This is a genomic window from Mesorhizobium ventifaucium, assembly GCF_935822925.1.
GTDB classification, from domain to species: domain Bacteria; phylum Pseudomonadota; class Alphaproteobacteria; order Rhizobiales; family Rhizobiaceae; genus Mesorhizobium; species Mesorhizobium ventifaucium.
Genome location: NZ_CAKXZS010000023.1, coordinates 486,963 through 501,728, shown reverse-complemented (window position 1 = coordinate 501,728; position 14,766 = coordinate 486,963). Strand labels below are relative to the sequence as shown.

At 62.3% G+C, this 14,766-nt stretch carries 16 protein-coding genes; all 16 read left to right on the top strand.

Annotated features, from left to right (window positions below; all coding sequences use genetic code 11):
- Positions 1-59: 59 nt before the first annotated feature.
- The 16 genes from NMG70_RS20410 to lipA all read left to right on the top strand — a co-directional run bounded on the left by NMG70_RS20410 (position 60) and on the right by lipA (position 14,764).
- Positions 60-1,325 (top strand): NAD(P)/FAD-dependent oxidoreductase, encoded by a 1,266-nt coding sequence (locus tag NMG70_RS20410; RefSeq protein ID WP_254026195.1) that lies wholly within the window; start codon positions 60-62, stop codon positions 1,323-1,325.
- 198 nt (positions 1,326-1,523) lie between these two features.
- The gene (locus NMG70_RS32675) at positions 1,524-1,658 is read left to right on the top strand and encodes a hypothetical protein (RefSeq protein WP_301555168.1); all 135 of its coding nucleotides are present in this window, start codon (positions 1,524-1,526) and stop codon (positions 1,656-1,658) included.
- Positions 1,659-1,783: 125 nt separating this feature from the next.
- On the top strand, positions 1,784-2,074 hold the full coding sequence (locus tag NMG70_RS20405) for a Dabb family protein (protein WP_254026194.1): 291 nt from the start codon (positions 1,784-1,786) through the stop codon (positions 2,072-2,074).
- A 198-nt stretch (positions 2,075-2,272) separates the two neighbouring features.
- Entirely contained in the window at positions 2,273-3,184 is a 912-nt protein-coding gene (locus NMG70_RS20400; RefSeq protein ID WP_254026193.1) for a VOC family protein, read from the top strand.
- On the top strand, positions 3,181-4,011 hold the full coding sequence (gene kdsA / locus NMG70_RS20395; RefSeq protein ID WP_254026192.1) for a 3-deoxy-8-phosphooctulonate synthase: 831 nt from the start codon (positions 3,181-3,183) through the stop codon (positions 4,009-4,011). Before NMG70_RS20400 ends, kdsA begins: the two co-directional genes overlap by 4 nt.
- A 102-nt stretch (positions 4,012-4,113) precedes the next feature.
- Positions 4,114-4,317 carry a dodecin family protein gene (locus tag NMG70_RS20390; protein ID WP_254026191.1) on the top strand — a complete coding sequence of 68 codons (204 nt, stop codon included), beginning with the start codon at positions 4,114-4,116 and terminating at the stop codon, positions 4,315-4,317.
- Positions 4,318-4,414: 97 nt separating this feature from the next.
- Positions 4,415-4,780 (top strand): PRC-barrel domain-containing protein, encoded by a 366-nt coding sequence (locus tag NMG70_RS20385; RefSeq protein ID WP_254026190.1) that lies wholly within the window; start codon positions 4,415-4,417, stop codon positions 4,778-4,780.
- Between the two features lie 403 nt (positions 4,781-5,183).
- On the top strand, positions 5,184-6,458 hold the full coding sequence (gene eno, locus NMG70_RS20380) for a phosphopyruvate hydratase (protein WP_254026189.1): 1,275 nt from the start codon (positions 5,184-5,186) through the stop codon (positions 6,456-6,458).
- Between the two features lie 200 nt (positions 6,459-6,658).
- Positions 6,659-6,982, top strand: coding sequence for an FtsB family cell division protein (locus tag NMG70_RS20375; protein WP_128187469.1), 324 nt, complete (start codon positions 6,659-6,661; stop codon positions 6,980-6,982).
- Between the two features lie 171 nt (positions 6,983-7,153).
- On the top strand, positions 7,154-8,200 hold the full coding sequence (gene pdhA / locus NMG70_RS20370) for a pyruvate dehydrogenase (acetyl-transferring) E1 component subunit alpha (protein ID WP_254026188.1): 1,047 nt from the start codon (positions 7,154-7,156) through the stop codon (positions 8,198-8,200).
- A gap of 15 nt (positions 8,201-8,215) precedes the next feature.
- Positions 8,216-9,646 (top strand): pyruvate dehydrogenase complex E1 component subunit beta, encoded by a 1,431-nt coding sequence (locus NMG70_RS20365; RefSeq protein WP_254026187.1) that lies wholly within the window; start codon positions 8,216-8,218, stop codon positions 9,644-9,646.
- Positions 9,647-9,664: 18 nt separating this feature from the next.
- On the top strand, positions 9,665-11,044 hold the full coding sequence (locus NMG70_RS20360) for a pyruvate dehydrogenase complex dihydrolipoamide acetyltransferase (RefSeq protein ID WP_254026186.1): 1,380 nt from the start codon (positions 9,665-9,667) through the stop codon (positions 11,042-11,044).
- A 145-nt stretch (positions 11,045-11,189) separates the two neighbouring features.
- Positions 11,190-11,828: an SGNH/GDSL hydrolase family protein gene (locus NMG70_RS20355; RefSeq protein WP_254026185.1), complete on the top strand. Its 639-nt coding sequence runs from the start codon at positions 11,190-11,192 to the stop codon at positions 11,826-11,828.
- 19 nt (positions 11,829-11,847) lie between these two features.
- Positions 11,848-13,311 carry a dihydrolipoyl dehydrogenase gene (lpdA, locus tag NMG70_RS20350; protein ID WP_254026184.1) on the top strand — a complete coding sequence of 488 codons (1,464 nt, stop codon included), beginning with the start codon at positions 11,848-11,850 and terminating at the stop codon, positions 13,309-13,311.
- Between the two features lie 96 nt (positions 13,312-13,407).
- Positions 13,408-13,665 carry a GlsB/YeaQ/YmgE family stress response membrane protein gene (locus NMG70_RS20345; protein WP_254026183.1) on the top strand — a complete coding sequence of 86 codons (258 nt, stop codon included), beginning with the start codon at positions 13,408-13,410 and terminating at the stop codon, positions 13,663-13,665.
- Positions 13,666-13,798: 133 nt separating this feature from the next.
- Positions 13,799-14,764 (top strand): lipoyl synthase, encoded by a 966-nt coding sequence (lipA, locus tag NMG70_RS20340; RefSeq protein ID WP_254026182.1) that lies wholly within the window; start codon positions 13,799-13,801, stop codon positions 14,762-14,764.
- Positions 14,765-14,766 lie beyond the last annotated feature (2 nt).

Sequence of the window (14,766 nt, the reverse complement as noted above, 5' to 3'; positions counted from 1 at the left end):
CAACTGCCCTCCCGCCAGCCTGCTCTCCCGGCCCAACCTGTTCTCCCGGAGTGAATGAGATGAACGAATCCAGCCATCATGTCGTCGTCGTCGGGGCGGGCTTTGGGGGGCTCGAATTCACCCGCGCGCTTGACGGTGCGCCGGTGCGCATCACCATGATCGACAAGCGCAACCATCATCTCTTCCAGCCGCTGCTCTACCAGGTGGCGACCACGGCGCTGGCGACCTCGGAGGTCGCCTGGCCGATCCGCCATCTCCTGCGCAAGCGCAAGGACGTGACGACGCTGCTCGCCACCGTCAGCGGCGTCGACCGCGTCGGCAAGCGCGTACTGTTCGATGATGGGGGCGCGGTCGCCTACGACACGCTCCTGCTGGCAACCGGCGCCCGCCACGCCTATTTCGGCCATGACGAGTGGGAGCCTTTCGCGCCAGGGTTGAAGACGCTGGAGGATGCCACCACCATTCGACGGCGCATTCTGCTGGCCTTCGAGGAGGCCGAGCGGGAAACCGATCCCGCCAAGCGCCAAGCGCTGCTGACGCTGGCGATCGTTGGTGGCGGACCGACCGGCGTGGAACTGGCCGGCACCATTGTCGAACTGGCGCACGACATGCTGCGCGGCGAGTTCCGCAACATCGATACGCGGCAGACGCGCGTGGTGCTGATTGAGGCCGGTGACCGCATCCTTCCCAATTTCGCGCAAGAACTCTCCGACTATGCCAGCAAGGCGCTTGAGCGGCTTGGCGTGACGGTCGAACTCGGCCGGCCCGTTACACGCTGCGATGCCGAGGGCGTCGTCTTTGGCGACACGCACCTGCCGGCCAGAACTATCCTGTGGGCAGCAGGCGTTGCCGCTTCGCCGGCCGCCGAATGGCTGGGGGTGGCAGCGGACCGCGCGGGCAGGGTGCTGGTCGAGCCCGACCTGACCGTGCCGGGCAGCCCGGAGATTTTCGTCATCGGCGACGCAGCACACGTCCTGCGGCCGGATGGCCGCATGGTGCCCGGCGTAGCACCCGCCGCCAAGCAGCAGGGCCGGCATGTCGCCGCGACGATCAAGGCCCGGCTTGCCGGCGACACGACCCCGCGGCCCTTCCGCTACAAGCATGACGGCGATCTGGCGACGATCGGCAAGCGCGCCGCCGCGATCGATTTCGGCTGGATCAAGCTCACCGGCCGGCTGGCCTGGTGGCTGTGGGGCCTCGCGCACATCTATTTCCTGATTGGATTCCGTAACCGGCTTGCGGTTTCGCTGAGCTGGCTATGGATTTACGCGACAGGTCAGCGCAGCGCGCGGCTGATCACCCAAGGCGACGACGACAGGAACTGAAGTCTCCGCGCGCGCACATGCATCCGCACGCCAAGGCGCCAACGCCGCTTCCTGATGAATCCCGCAGCGATCTCTCACGTCATCAAAAGGAAAGAGCCAAGATAAGCCAACACGGATCATGGAAAGATTTTGCGGGAGGGCGCTGATCAACGCCGGAATCACTATGGTTGCAGCCACCCAGATGCAGTAGTTCTAGCCATGCGTTATGTCATCGTCATCTGCGCCGTCACGTTCTTCCTGATCTGGGACGGACTCTACAATCAGGGCAGCTATCTCGACACCACGGTCAGGGAGATAACGCGCATCGCGCGCTACATCACCGGTATGATGTAGGTTTCCTCGCCCCGCGCAACGCGTTGTTGCCGCGACATCGTTGCCGGTTGACGCGCCCGTGTTGCCCACACAAAACACGGTCGCCCACACAAAACACGCTTGCACATCGATCGAGGAGGCTGGGGTTGATCCGGCATATCGTTTTCTTCAGCGCACGGCACAAAGAGGATGTCGAGGCCGTACGGACCGGCTTGCTGGCGCTGGGCAACATCCCCCATTCCCGTCTGTTCGAGGTGACGCTCAACACCAAGGTCGACCCGCTTTCGGACGAGATCGACGTGGTCGTTTATGCCGAGTTCGAGGATGACGCCGCTCTGGCCGCCTACAAGGCGCACCCGCTCTATGCCGAGACGACCAGCCAGGTCAAACCGTTGCGCGAATTGCGCTATTCGGCGGACATTGTGGCTGCGACTTGAAGAGAAACTGACCCAAGCAGGAGCGACTCCGTCTGCGGCGGTTGGTTCGGTCGGATCAGCGCCCGGCCGCTCTGGGGCGTCCAGACCCAGCATGGGCAAGAACAGCCATCGCTGCCGCTATGAAATCCCTGCGCGTCAGGCGAGGGCTCTTGAACCAACTTCTGGAATGATGCACACCGCGCCGGCATGACCGAGACGATGCCAGCACGCCCTCATTCGCCCGGCGCTTATCCGCCCGGCGCATATTCACTTGACCATCTTGTGCTGCCGACCGCGAGCCTCGACGTGGCGCGGGCGCGGCTGGTTTCGCTTGGCTTTGTCGTGGCGCCGACCGGCACCCATCCTTTCGGCACGGAAAACTGCTGCGTCTTCCTTGAAGACGGCATCTATCTCGAGCCGCTGGCAGTGGGCAATGCGCAAGCGGCGGCGAAAGCGATTGCCGACGGCAACGTCTTCGTCGCGCGCGATCGTGCCTATCGCGACAGCTGCGGCAATGAGGGATTTTCCGCTCTCGTCCTGGGCACCCAAAATGCCGATGCCGACCACGCACGCTATGTCGAAGCGGGCCTGTCGGCTGGAGGGATGCTGAGCTTTTCGCGCGCCTTCACCGACGCGGCGGGCAACAGCGACACGGCATCGTTCAAACTGGCCTTCGCCTCCGGCAACGGGGCGACGGACGCATTCCTGTTTGCCTGTGAGCGGATCAATGCGCCGAAAGTGGACCGCGGCGCGTTGCAGGTCCACGCCAATGGCGCAACCGGCATTATCGAAGTCGTGGCGGTTAGCAGCGAGCCATCCGAACAGCGCCGATTGATTTCGATCGCGACGCGCAGTCCGGCGACCGGGCAGGGGAGCAGCACAGCGTTTGACCTGCCGAACGCGACCTTGACCCTGCTTGACCCCGCCGCTTTCGAAACGCGCTTCGGCATACCTGCCGGCGCGCCATCGGAACTCCGCTTCGCGGCGATCGTCTTCTCAGTTCGCCGCGCGGACACGGTCGCCAAGCTGCTTGCAGCCAGTTCCGTCGAACACGACATACGCGGCGATGATATTGTCGTGCGGCCGGTATCCGGGCAGGGTGCGGCCTTCGTTTTCCAGGAGAAAGCATGAGCAAGCCCAATTCGTCCGTAACCGTCGGCAATGTCGTCTTCGGCAACACCGCGCCGCTGTCGCTGATTGCCGGCCCGTGCCAGCTTGAATCGCGCCAGCACGCCTTCGACATGGCTGGCGCACTGAAGGAACTGACCGAGAAGCTCGGGCTGGGCCTCGTCTACAAGACCAGTTACGACAAGGCCAACCGCACTTCGCTTGGCGGCACGCGCGGCGCCGGGCTCGACGCGGCGCTGCCCGTCTTCGACGATTTGCGCAAGGCGTTTTCGCTGCCGATCCTGACCGATATCCACACCGAGGAACAGTGCGCGCTCGTGGCGCCGCATGTCGATATCCTGCAGATTCCGGCTTTCCTCAGCCGCCAGACCGATCTGCTGATCGCGGCGGCAAGAACTGGCAAGGTCGTCAATGTGAAGAAGGGCCAGTTCCTCGCACCGTGGGACATGAAGAACGTCGTCGCCAAGGTCACCGGTTCTGGCAACGCCAATGTGCTGGTCACCGAGCGCGGCGCTTCCTTCGGCTACAACACGCTGGTGTCCGATATGCGCGCCCTGCCGATCATGGCCGAGATCGGCGCGCCGGTGATTTTCGACGCCACGCATTCGGTGCAGCAGCCGGGCGGGCAGGGCGGCTCGTCAGGTGGCGATCGCCGTTTCGTCGAGACGCTGGCGCGCGCCGCGGTCGCGGTCGGTGTCGCCGGCGTCTTCATCGAGACGCATCAGGATCCCGACAACGCCCCCTCCGACGGTCCCAACATGGTGCCGCTGAAGGACCTTCGGGCGCTGCTTGAAAGGCTGATGGCATTCGATCGCGTCGCCAAGGGCTGAGCAAGTTCAGCGGTCCAGCCCTAATTCCGACCCCGAAACTTGTGATCAACAGGCGCCGGTTGTACGCTGCCCAGGCAACCGAGTGCCTTGGAGGAGGAAGCCATGTCCGTCGCCCGCGTCACCGAAATCACATCATCGTCGAATAACAGCTTTCAGGACGCCATCGAACAGGGGATTGCCCGCGCCGCAAAGACATTGAAGAACGTCGAAGGCGCCTGGATCCAGGACCAGAAGGTCGTCGTCGAGAACGGCAAGATCTCCGCCTACCGCGTCAACATGAAGGTCACCTTCATCCTCGCTGAGTGATCAGCCCTGCACGTATGACCGCGTCCATAAAAGTCTGGAACCTTCGCAGCCCTTTCCTCATTGTCGAACCTGAAGTGAACGACAAAAGGAGCACATCATGACAACCCAGACAGGACACACTGAAGCCATCGCTGCCTCGCGGGTGATCGGCACTTCCGTCTACAACACGGAAGGCACGCACATCGGCGACATCGAGGATGTCATGCTCGACAAACTATCGAATGGAATCATGTTTGCCGTGATCGGCTTTGGCGGATTTCTCGGCATCGGCGAGAAGTACCACGCCATTCCGTGGGCGAGCCTCGACTATGACGAGGACAAGGGCGGCTACGTCGTGCCGTTCACCAAGGAGCAACTGAAGGCAGCTCCCGCCTATTCGATCGACGAATTGACGGGCGCCGACGGCGAAGCCGCGCGTGATGCTTCATACAGTTACTACAAGGTCGAGCCTTATTGGCATTGATCTTGCTCTGCCGGAATCAAAGGGCCCCCGGTTGAACCGGGGGCCTTTTCTGCAGGATATCTACTCCGCTGCAAGGGTCGACAACTCTACCGCGCCCTGTTGAGGCTGCTGAGTGTCACACGACGTCAAAAACGCCGCCGCGATCAGGAACAAACTCACAATACCGCTCAACTGAGACATGGCGAAACTCCTCCTGTTTCGCCCCGCGCGACTGTGAGCATAAACCAGAAAGCCGCACGCCGCCAAGGCTTATGACTGACATGACTTATGATGACAGCAATTTGTGCTTCGTGATTCGATGTGGCGGAAGTGGCGCCGATATTTGCGGGCGCCCCGATTGCGTTTTGCAGCACTTTGGCTAAGACGTGCGCGACGCTTCGTCAGATCAATCGGGGACATCGCAATGACTGCCATCATCGACATTGTCGGGCGTGAAATCCTGGACAGCCGCGGAAACCCGACCGTCGAGGTCGACGTCGTGCTCGAAGACGGCTCGATGGGCCGCGCTGCGGTGCCTTCCGGCGCCTCGACCGGCGCGCATGAGGCGGTCGAACTGCGTGACGGCGGCGCCCGTTATCTCGGCAAGGGCGTCCTCCAGGCGGTAGAGGCCGTCAATGGCGAGCTGTTCGAGGCGATCGGCGGCATGGAAGCCGAGAACCAGATCCACATCGACCAGACCATGATCGAGCTCGACGGCACGCCCAACAAGAGCCGCCTCGGCGCTAACGCCATCCTCGGTGTCTCGCTGGCTGTAGCCAAGGCTGCGGCGGAAGCGGCTGGCCTGCCGCTCTACCGCTATGTCGGCGGCACCAAGGCGCATGTGCTTCCGGTGCCGATGATGAACATCATCAACGGTGGCGCCCATGCCGATAACCCGATCGATTTCCAGGAATTCATGATTCTGCCGATCGGCGCGCCGACACTGCGTGACGGCGTGCGCTGGGGTTCGGAAATCTTCCATACGCTGAGGAAGCGGCTGAAGGACGCCGGCCACAACACCAATGTCGGTGACGAGGGCGGCTTCGCTCCTAACTTGAAAAGCGCGCCCGCCGCGCTCGATTTCATCATGGAATCAATCGAGAAGGCCGGCTTCAAGCCGGGCGAAGAGGTTGCGCTCGGCCTCGACTGCGCCGCGACCGAATTCTTCAAGGACGGCAACTACGTCTATGAAGGCGAGAAGAAGACCCGCGATCCGAAGACCCAGGCCAAGTATCTGGCCAAGCTCGCCGCGGACTATCCGATCATCACCATCGAGGATGGGCTGGCCGAAGACGACTGGGACGGCTGGAAAACGCTGACCGACCTCATCGGCAACAAGATCCAACTGGTTGGCGACGATCTGTTCGTCACCAATACGGCCCGGCTGCGCGACGGCATCCGCATGGGCGTCGCCAATTCTATCCTGGTCAAGGTCAACCAGATCGGCTCACTGACCGAAACGCTCGACGCCGTCGAGACCGCGCACAAGGCCGGCTACACCGCGGTCATGTCGCACCGCTCGGGCGAAACCGAAGATTCGACCATCGCCGATCTCGCCGTCGCCACCAATTGCGGGCAGATCAAGACGGGGTCGCTGTCGCGATCGGATCGCATGGCCAAGTACAATCAGCTCATCCGCATCGAGGAAGAGCTCGGCAAGCAGGCGCTCTACGCCGGCAAGTCGATCGTGAAGGGCTGAGCCGCAGAAAATCCGAAAACCCAGAAAATTCGAAAACGAAGGGGCGGGGCATTCTCGCCTTTTTTGTTTCCACACCGCCAGATCCGGTCGTCCGTAACCGTCCATTAAGCACAATCGGGCGAGAAAGGGCGAGGTCGCAGAGTGTTAGAGCGCCCTTTGCGCGTCCAAGCGGGCGCGCGGCGCTCTAAGGGATTTGGATCATGTGGACACGTCAGCACAAGCAGAGAAATACCGGTCGGCTGATCATCCCCTCGCTCTGCGTGGCGTTCCTTGCCTATTTCGGCTTTCACGCCTACCACGGCGAATTCGGCATCTATTCCAAATACCGGTTGGAAGCCGAAGCCGTCGACCTGCAAGGTAAGCTCGATGCCGTCAAGGCGCGCCGGCTCGATCTGCAGCGGCGTGTTCAGCTGATGCACCAAGGCACGCTGGAGAAGGACATGCTCGATGAGCAGGCGCGCAAGGCGCTCAATGTGTCCCACGCCGATGAAATCACCATCATGCTACCGGCCACGGCAAGATAACCAAATTCAAGTTAATCGCCGATATTTTCAACGATTTTAATCGCTTAGACGCATGTCAGCCATGCATTTTCAGCATGGCGAAACGCTTTCTCGCGTGTTAGCCTTTGCCAAATCGGTGGGGAGAACTGATCTCCCTCAGTGTCCGCAAGAGACGCCAACAGGGAGTGATGCATGGCCACCGCCGCCAGAAAAGCGCCTGCCAAAACCAAACCCAGATCCGACGGCAAATCGGCAGGGCTTTCAGCCCCCAAACCTGTCGACTTCACCAAGGATGAGGAGCTTGACGCCTACCGGCGCATGCTGCTCATCCGCCGCTTCGAGGAAAAGGCCGGCCAACTCTACGGCATGGGCTTCATCGGCGGCTTCTGCCACCTCTATATCGGCCAGGAAGCAGTTGTCACCGGCATGAAGATGGCGCTGATCGACGGCGACCAGATGATCACCGCCTACCGCGACCATGGTCATATGCTGGCGATGGAACTTTCGCCGCGCGGCGTCATGGCCGAATTGACCGGGCGCCGCGGCGGCTTGTCCAGGGGCAAGGGCGGCTCCATGCACATGTTCTCCAAGGAGAAGCATTTTTACGGCGGCCACGGCATTGTCGGCGCGCAGGTTTCGCTCGGCACCGGCCTCGCCTTCGCCAATCGCTATCGTGGCAATAACAATGTGACACTGACCTATTTCGGCGACGGCGCCGCCAATCAGGGCCAGGTCTATGAGAGCTTCAACATGGCCTCGCTGTGGAAGCTGCCGGTGATCTACATCATCGAGAACAACCGCTATGCCATGGGCACCTCGGTAACGCGTTCGTCGGCCGAGACGGATTTTTCGCACCGCGGCGCCTCCTTCAAGATCCCCGGCATCCAGGTCGATGGCATGGACGTCCGCGCGGTCAAGGCAGCCGGTGATCTCGCCACCGAATGGTGCCGTGACGGCAAGGGGCCGCTGATTCTCGAAATGCAGACCTACCGCTACCGCGGCCACTCGATGTCCGACCCGGCAAAATACCGCTCCAAGGAAGAAGTGCAGAAGATGCGCTCCGAGCGCGACCCGATCGAGCAGGTCAAGGCGCGCCTGCTCGACAAGAAGTGGGCTGATGAGGACGAGCTCAAGGCCCTCGACAAGGAGGTCCGCGACATTGTCGCCGACGCCGCCGAATTTGCCCAGAACGACGCAGAGCCGGATCCGTCCGAGCTCTGGACCGATATCGTACTGTAACGAGAGGGCAAGGCCATGCCGATCGAAATTCTCATGCCCGCTCTCTCGCCGACCATGGAAGAGGGCAATGTTTCCAAATGGTTGAAGAACGAGGGCGACAAGGTCGCCGCCGGTGACGTCATCGCCGAGATCGAGACCGACAAGGCGACGATGGAAGTCGAAGCGGTCGACGAAGGCACGCTCGGCAGGATCCTGGTTGCCGAGGGCACCGAGGGCGTAAAGGTCAACACGCCGATCGCGGTGCTGCTGCAGGACGGCGAGAGCGCCGCCGATATCGGCAAGGACGCCAAGGCTGCACCGGCCTCCACCCAGGATGCGATTTCAGACGGCGGGCAGCGCACCGACGCAGCCGAGGAAGGCTCGAAGGCCGCGCCGCAGGATGCCGGCGAGGCGCCGAAGGCGTCCGTTCCCGCTGCCCCTGCGATGAAGGCGGCCGCCGATCCTGACATCCCGGCCGGCATGGAAATGGTCTCGACCACGGTGCGCGAGGCGCTGCGGGATGCGATGGCCGAGGAAATGCGCCGTGACGGAGACGTCTTCGTGATGGGCGAGGAGGTCGCCGAGTACCAGGGCGCTTACAAGATCACGCAAGGGCTGCTGCAGGAATTCGGGCCGCGTCGCGTCGTCGACACACCGATCACCGAGCACGGTTTTGCCGGCGTCGGAGTCGGTGCGGCGATGGCCGGCCTGAGGCCGATCGTCGAGTTCATGACCTTCAACTTCGCCATGCAGGCGATCGACCATATCATCAACTCCGCCGCCAAGACGCTCTACATGTCCGGCGGCCAGATGGGCGCGCCGATCGTCTTCCGCGGGCCAAACGGGGCGGCCGCCCGCGTCGCTGCCCAGCATTCGCAGTGCTATGCCGCCTGGTACAGCCACATTCCCGGCCTGAAAGTGGTGATGCCCTACACCGCCGCCGACGCCAAGGGATTGCTGAAGGCCGCGATCCGCGACCCGAACCCGGTCATCTTCCTCGAGAACGAAATCCTCTACGGCCAGTCCTTCGATGTGCCGAAGATGGACGATTTCGTGTTGCCGATCGGCAAGGCGCGCATCCACAAGTCGGGCAAGGATGTCACCATCGTCTCCTTCGGCATCGGCATGACCTACGCGGTGAAGGCCGAGGCCGAATTGCGCGGCATGGGCATCGATGCCGAGATCATCGACCTCAGGACCATCCGACCGCTCGATTTCGACACCATCATCGCCTCGGTCAAGAAGACCAATCGTCTCGTGGTGGTGGAAGAAGGATTTCCGCAGAGCTCGGTCGGCGACCACATCGCCAGCCAGGTGTCGCAGCGCGCCTTTGATTTCCTCGACGCGCCGGTCATCACCATTGCCGGCAAGGACGTGCCGATGCCCTACGCGGCAAACCTCGAAAAGCTGGCGCTGCCCAATGTCGGCGAGGTCGTCGGGGCGGTCAAAGCCGTCACATATCGCTGAGCAGGGCGGGAGGACAAGATGCCGATCAATATCACCATGCCGGCCCTGTCGCCCACTATGGAAGAGGGCAATCTTGCCAAGTGGCTGGTCAAGGAGGGCGACAAGGTTTCGCCGGGCGATGTGATCGCCGAGATCGAGACCGACAAGGCGACGATGGAAGTTGAAGCCGTCGATGAGGGCACGGTGGCCAAGCTGGTGGTTCCGGCCGGCACCGAAGGCGTCAGGGTCAACGCGCTGATCGCCGTGCTCGCAGCCGAAGGCGAGGATGCGGCGGCTGCCGCCAAGAGCGGTGATGGCGCTGCGCCGGCAAAGGCTGAGGCACCAAAAACAGAAGCCCCCAAAACTGAAGCACCAAAGGCGGAAACCCCAAAGCCGGAAGCGCCGAAACCTGCGGCCGCACCGGCGCCCCAGGCGGCTCCGATTGCGAATGGCCATGCAAGCGGCGAACGTGTCTTCGCCTCGCCGCTGGCCCGTCGCATCGCCCGGGAAGCCGGTGTCGATGTCTCCGCGGTGACCGGCTCCGGCCCGCATGGCCGCGTGGTCAAGGCCGATGTCGATGCAGCGATCTCCAGCGGCGGCGCCAAGGCGGCACCCGCCGCGAAAGCGGCACCTGCCGGCGCTCCGGCTCCGGCGGCCGCAGCCAAGCCAATGTCGGACGACCAGGTGCTGAAACTGTTTGCCGACGGCTCTTACGAGCTTGTCCCGCATGACAACATGCGCAAGACCATTGCGCGCCGGCTGGTCGAGGCCACGACCACCATCCCGCATTTCTACCTGACGCTCGACTGCGAGCTTGATGCGCTTCTGGCGCTGCGCACGCAGATCAACGGTGCCGCCCCGGTGAAGAAGACCGACAAGGGTGAGGCGCCGGCCTACAAGCTGTCGGTCAACGACATGGTCATCAAAGCGATGGCAATGGCGCTGATGGCGGTGCCGGATGCCAATGCGTCATGGACCGAGAGCGCCATGGTCAAGCACAAGCATGCTGACGTCGGTGTCGCCGTGTCGATCCCCGGCGGGCTGATCACGCCAATCATCCGGCGTGCCGACGAAAAGACGCTGTCGGTCATCTCCAACGAGATGAAGGATCTTGCCAGCCGCGCGCGCAGCCGCAAGCTGAAGCCGGAAGAATACCAGGGCGGCACCACGGCGGTGTCCAATCTCGGCATGTTCGGCATCAAGGACTTTGCCGCCGTCATCAACCCGCCGCATGCGACGATCCTGGCGGTCGGCGCCGGCGAGGAGCGCGCGGTGGTCAAGAACGGTGAGATCAAGATCGCCACCATTATGTCGGTGACATTGTCGACCGATCACCGCGCTGTCGACGGCGCGCTCGGCGCCGAACTCCTCGTCGCCTTCAAGCGCATGATCGAAAACCCGATGGGCATGCTGGTCTAGAGGGGAAAGAAGGCGGTGCGGGAACTCTTCACCAGCCTTTTTGCCTTCAGCCTTCCAGCGTTGCAACGATCGTCGTGCATTGGCTGTTCGTGGGCCGGCGGGTGAGGCGCGCGCGGGCGGATTTCGACCGGAGTGGGGCAAACGCATGAAAACAGTCCTTTGCTACGGCGATTCGCTGACCTGGGGCTATGATGCGGCAAGTCTGGATCGCCACCCGCTCAAGGACCGCTGGCCGAGTGTGCTGCAGACGACGTTGGGAGCCAGCGTCGAGGTCATCGCCGAAGGCTTGAACGGCCGCACAACAGCTTTCGATGACCATCTGGCCGGCGCCGACCGTAACGGCGCAAGAGTGTTGCCGACGATCCTGATGACGCATGCGCCGATCGACCTGGTCATCATCATGCTCGGCGCCAACGACATGAAGCCGTGGATTCACGGCAATCCGGTCGCCGCCAAGCAAGGCATGCAGCGCCTGATCGACATCGTGCGCGGTCACGACTACCCGTTCGATTGGCCGTCGCCGCAGATCCTGATCGTCGCACCGCCCGCCGTCAGCCGCACGGAAAACGCCGAATTCAAAGAAATGTTCGCCGGCGGCGATGAAGCGTCGAAGCGGCTGGCGCCACAATATTCCGTCCTTGCCGACGAGGTCGGCTGCGGCTTCTTCGATGCGGGCTCGGTGGCCGAGACCACGCCACTCGACGGCGTCCATCTCGACGCAGAGAACACGCGGAAAATCGGGCAGGCATTGGCGCCAATCGTGCGCGTCATGTTGGAACTCTAGAGAATCAGGGGAGAAATCCGTGGCTGAGAACTACGACGTCATCATCATCGGCTCCGGCCCCGGCGGCTACGTCACGGCGGTGCGTTCCGCCCAACTCGGATTCAAGACAGCGATCGTCGAGCGCGAGCATCTCGGCGGCATCTGCCTCAATTGGGGTTGCATCCCGACCAAGGCGCTGCTGCGTTCGGCCGAGATCATGCACTATTCGGATCATTTGAAGGACTACGGCTTGAAGATCGACGGCAAGGTCAGCGTCGATACCGCTGCCGTGGTCGACCGCTCGCGAAAGGTCTCGCTGCGGCTGAACGGCGGCGTCGCCTTCCTGATGAAGAAGAACAAGGTCGATGTCATCTGGGGCGAAGCCAAGCTGTCCAAGGCAGCTTCCGGCGATAGACCGGGCGAGATCGTCGTGTCGAAATCGTCGAAGAAGCCGATGGAGCCACAGCCGCCGGCGCCCAAGGGCGTCAAGGGCGAGGGCACATACACTGCCAAGCACATCATCCTGGCGACCGGCGCCAGGCCGCGTGCGCTGCCCGGCATCGAGCCCGACGGCAAGCTGATCTGGACCTATTTCGAAGCGATGGTGCCGAAGGAGATGCCGAAATCGCTGCTGGTGATGGGTTCGGGCGCAATCGGCATCGAATTCGCCTCATTCTACCGCACCATGGGCGCGGAGGTGACGGTGGTCGAGTTGCTGCCGGCGGTGATGCCGGTCGAGGACGCAGAAGTCTCGAAATTCGCGCAAAAGCAGTTCGAGAAGCAAGGCATGAAGATCATCCTCGATGCCAAGGTCACCAAGGTCGAAAAAGGTGCGAACTCGGTGACCGCGCATGTCGAGATGAAGGACGGCAAGGTCGAGAAGATCACCGCCGACCGGATGATCTCGGCCGTCGGCGTGCAGGGCAATATCGAAAATCTCGGCCTCGAAGCGCTCGGCGTGAAGACCGAGCGCGGCTGCGTCGTCGTCGACGGCTACGGCAATACCAATATGCCCGGCATCTATGCCATCGGCGATGTTGCCGGCCCGCCTTTGCTCGCCCACAAGGCCGAGCACGAGGGCGTGGTCTGCGTGGAGAAGATCGCCAATCTCCCCGGCGTGCACGCCACTGACAAACTGAAAATTCCGGGCTGCACCTATTGCAACCCGCAGGTTGCCTCCGTCGGGTTGACCGAAGCGAAAGCCAAGGCCGAAGGCAAGGACATCCGCGTCGGCCGCTTTCAGTTCGCCGCCAACGGCAAGGCCATCGCGCTCGGCGAGGACCAGGGTTTCGTCAAGACCATCTTCGACAGGAAGACCGGGCAGTTGCTCGGCGCGCATATGGTCGGCGCCGAAGTGACCGAGCTGATCCAGGGCTTTGTCGTGGCGATGAACCTGGAGACCACCGAGGAAGAACTGATGCACACGATCTTCCCGCATCCCACGCTGTCGGAGATGATGAAGGAAAGCGTGCTCGACGCCTATGGCCGCGCGCTGAACGCATGATAAATTGACCGCGTGAGACCCGGCACGTGAGAGCCAAGGAACTCAACGGCAAGGTAATTCGTTTCCGAATGCATTCGTCACCAGAGGAGAGGGCATATGGACGTGAATGGCGTGGGCTGGATCGCAGCCATCATCATCGGCGGGCTGGCGGGCTGGCTTGCCGAGATGTTCATGAAAAGCAACATGGGCGTCTTGATGAACATCGTTCTGGGCATCGTCGGCGCGATCGTGCTGAATGCCATCCTGCAGGCGCTCAACATCGGCGCCTTCGGCGCCGGCTGGATCGCCTATTTGATCACCGGTTTCATTGGCGCCTGCCTGCTGATCTGGGTAGGGCGCCTGGTGCGCCGTTAGTTGCTGAACTCTTGCCATGCGAAAACGGCTGTGGCGGCATGCGCCGCCGCGGCCTTTTTCTTTGCAGCGAAAAGTCCTAGATGACTTGTGAAAGCGAACGCCGGAAGGCGATCGCGAATGAACTGGATTTCTGATGGTCACCGTCCTCGACACGATCGCCAATGCGCCGCGCCTGCGGCATCCTGAAAAGGCGCACAAGCCTGACCAGGATGTGCTGCGCAAGCCCGACTGGATCCGCGTCAAGGCGCCGATGTCGAAAGGCTATGCTGAGACGCGCGACATCGTGAAGTCGCACAGGCTGGTGACGGTGTGCGAAGAGGCCGGGTGCCCCAATATCGGTGAGTGCTGGGAGAAGAAGCACGCCACCTTCATGATCATGGGCGAGATCTGCACGCGCGCCTGCGCCTTCTGTAACGTCGCCACCGGCATTCCGACCGCGCTCGATCCCGATGAACCGGCGCGCATCGCCCACGCCGTCAAGCAAATGGGTCTAACTCATGTCGTCATCACCTCAGTCGATCGCGACGATCTCGCCGATGGCGGAGCTCAGCACTTTGCCGAGGTCATCGGCGCCATCAGGGCGGCAACGCCTTCGACGACGATCGAAATCCTGACGCCCGACTTCCTGCGCAAGGACGGCGCGCTGGAGATCGTGGTGGCGGCTAAGCCTGATGTGTTCAACCACAATTTGGAGACCGTTCCGTCGAACTATCTGACAGTCCGGCCGGGCGCCCGCTATTTCCATTCGATCAGGCTGCTGCAGCGGGTCAAGGAACTCGATCCCTCGATCTTCACCAAATCCGGCATCATGGTTGGCCTTGGCGAGGAGCGGAACGAGATCCTGCAATTGATGGACGACCTGCGTTCGGCCAATGTCGACTTCATGACCATCGGTCAGTATCTGCAGCCCTCGAAAAAGCACCATCCGGTGATCCGTTTCGTCACGCCGGAGGAGTTCAAGTCCTTCGAGACGATCGGCAAGACCAAGGGCTTCCTGCTGGTGGCATCGAGCCCGCTGACGCGTTCGTCGCATCACGCCGGCGACGATTTCGCCAAGCTGCGCGCGGCGCGGGAAGCGTTTCTCAAGAAGTCCGCCTAACA

Bases quoted from the DNA above. Each gene is read 5' to 3' on its own strand.
- kdsA (WP_254026192.1), top strand. From the start codon at position 3,181: ATGAGCAAGCCCAATTCGTCCGTAACCGTCGGCAATGTCGTCTTCGGC.
- NMG70_RS20390 (WP_254026191.1), top strand. From the start codon at position 4,114: ATGTCCGTCGCCCGCGTCACCGAAATCACATCATCGTCGAATAACAGC.
- NMG70_RS20385 (WP_254026190.1), top strand. From the start codon at position 4,415: ATGACAACCCAGACAGGACACACTGAAGCCATCGCTGCCTCGCGGGTG.
- eno (WP_254026189.1), top strand. From the start codon at position 5,184: ATGACTGCCATCATCGACATTGTCGGGCGTGAAATCCTGGACAGCCGC.
- NMG70_RS20375 (WP_128187469.1), top strand. From the start codon at position 6,659: ATGTGGACACGTCAGCACAAGCAGAGAAATACCGGTCGGCTGATCATC.
- NMG70_RS20360 (WP_254026186.1), top strand. From the start codon at position 9,665: ATGCCGATCAATATCACCATGCCGGCCCTGTCGCCCACTATGGAAGAG.
- NMG70_RS32675 (WP_301555168.1), top strand. From the start codon at position 1,524: ATGCGTTATGTCATCGTCATCTGCGCCGTCACGTTCTTCCTGATCTGG.
- NMG70_RS20355 (WP_254026185.1), top strand. From the start codon at position 11,190: ATGAAAACAGTCCTTTGCTACGGCGATTCGCTGACCTGGGGCTATGAT.
- pdhA (WP_254026188.1), top strand. From the start codon at position 7,154: ATGGCCACCGCCGCCAGAAAAGCGCCTGCCAAAACCAAACCCAGATCC.
- NMG70_RS20365 (WP_254026187.1), top strand. From the start codon at position 8,216: ATGCCGATCGAAATTCTCATGCCCGCTCTCTCGCCGACCATGGAAGAG.
- NMG70_RS20345 (WP_254026183.1), top strand. From the start codon at position 13,408: ATGGACGTGAATGGCGTGGGCTGGATCGCAGCCATCATCATCGGCGGG.
- NMG70_RS20400 (WP_254026193.1), top strand. From the start codon at position 2,273: ATGCCAGCACGCCCTCATTCGCCCGGCGCTTATCCGCCCGGCGCATAT.
- NMG70_RS20410 (WP_254026195.1), top strand. From the start codon at position 60: ATGAACGAATCCAGCCATCATGTCGTCGTCGTCGGGGCGGGCTTTGGG.
- lipA (WP_254026182.1), top strand. From the start codon at position 13,799: ATGGTCACCGTCCTCGACACGATCGCCAATGCGCCGCGCCTGCGGCAT.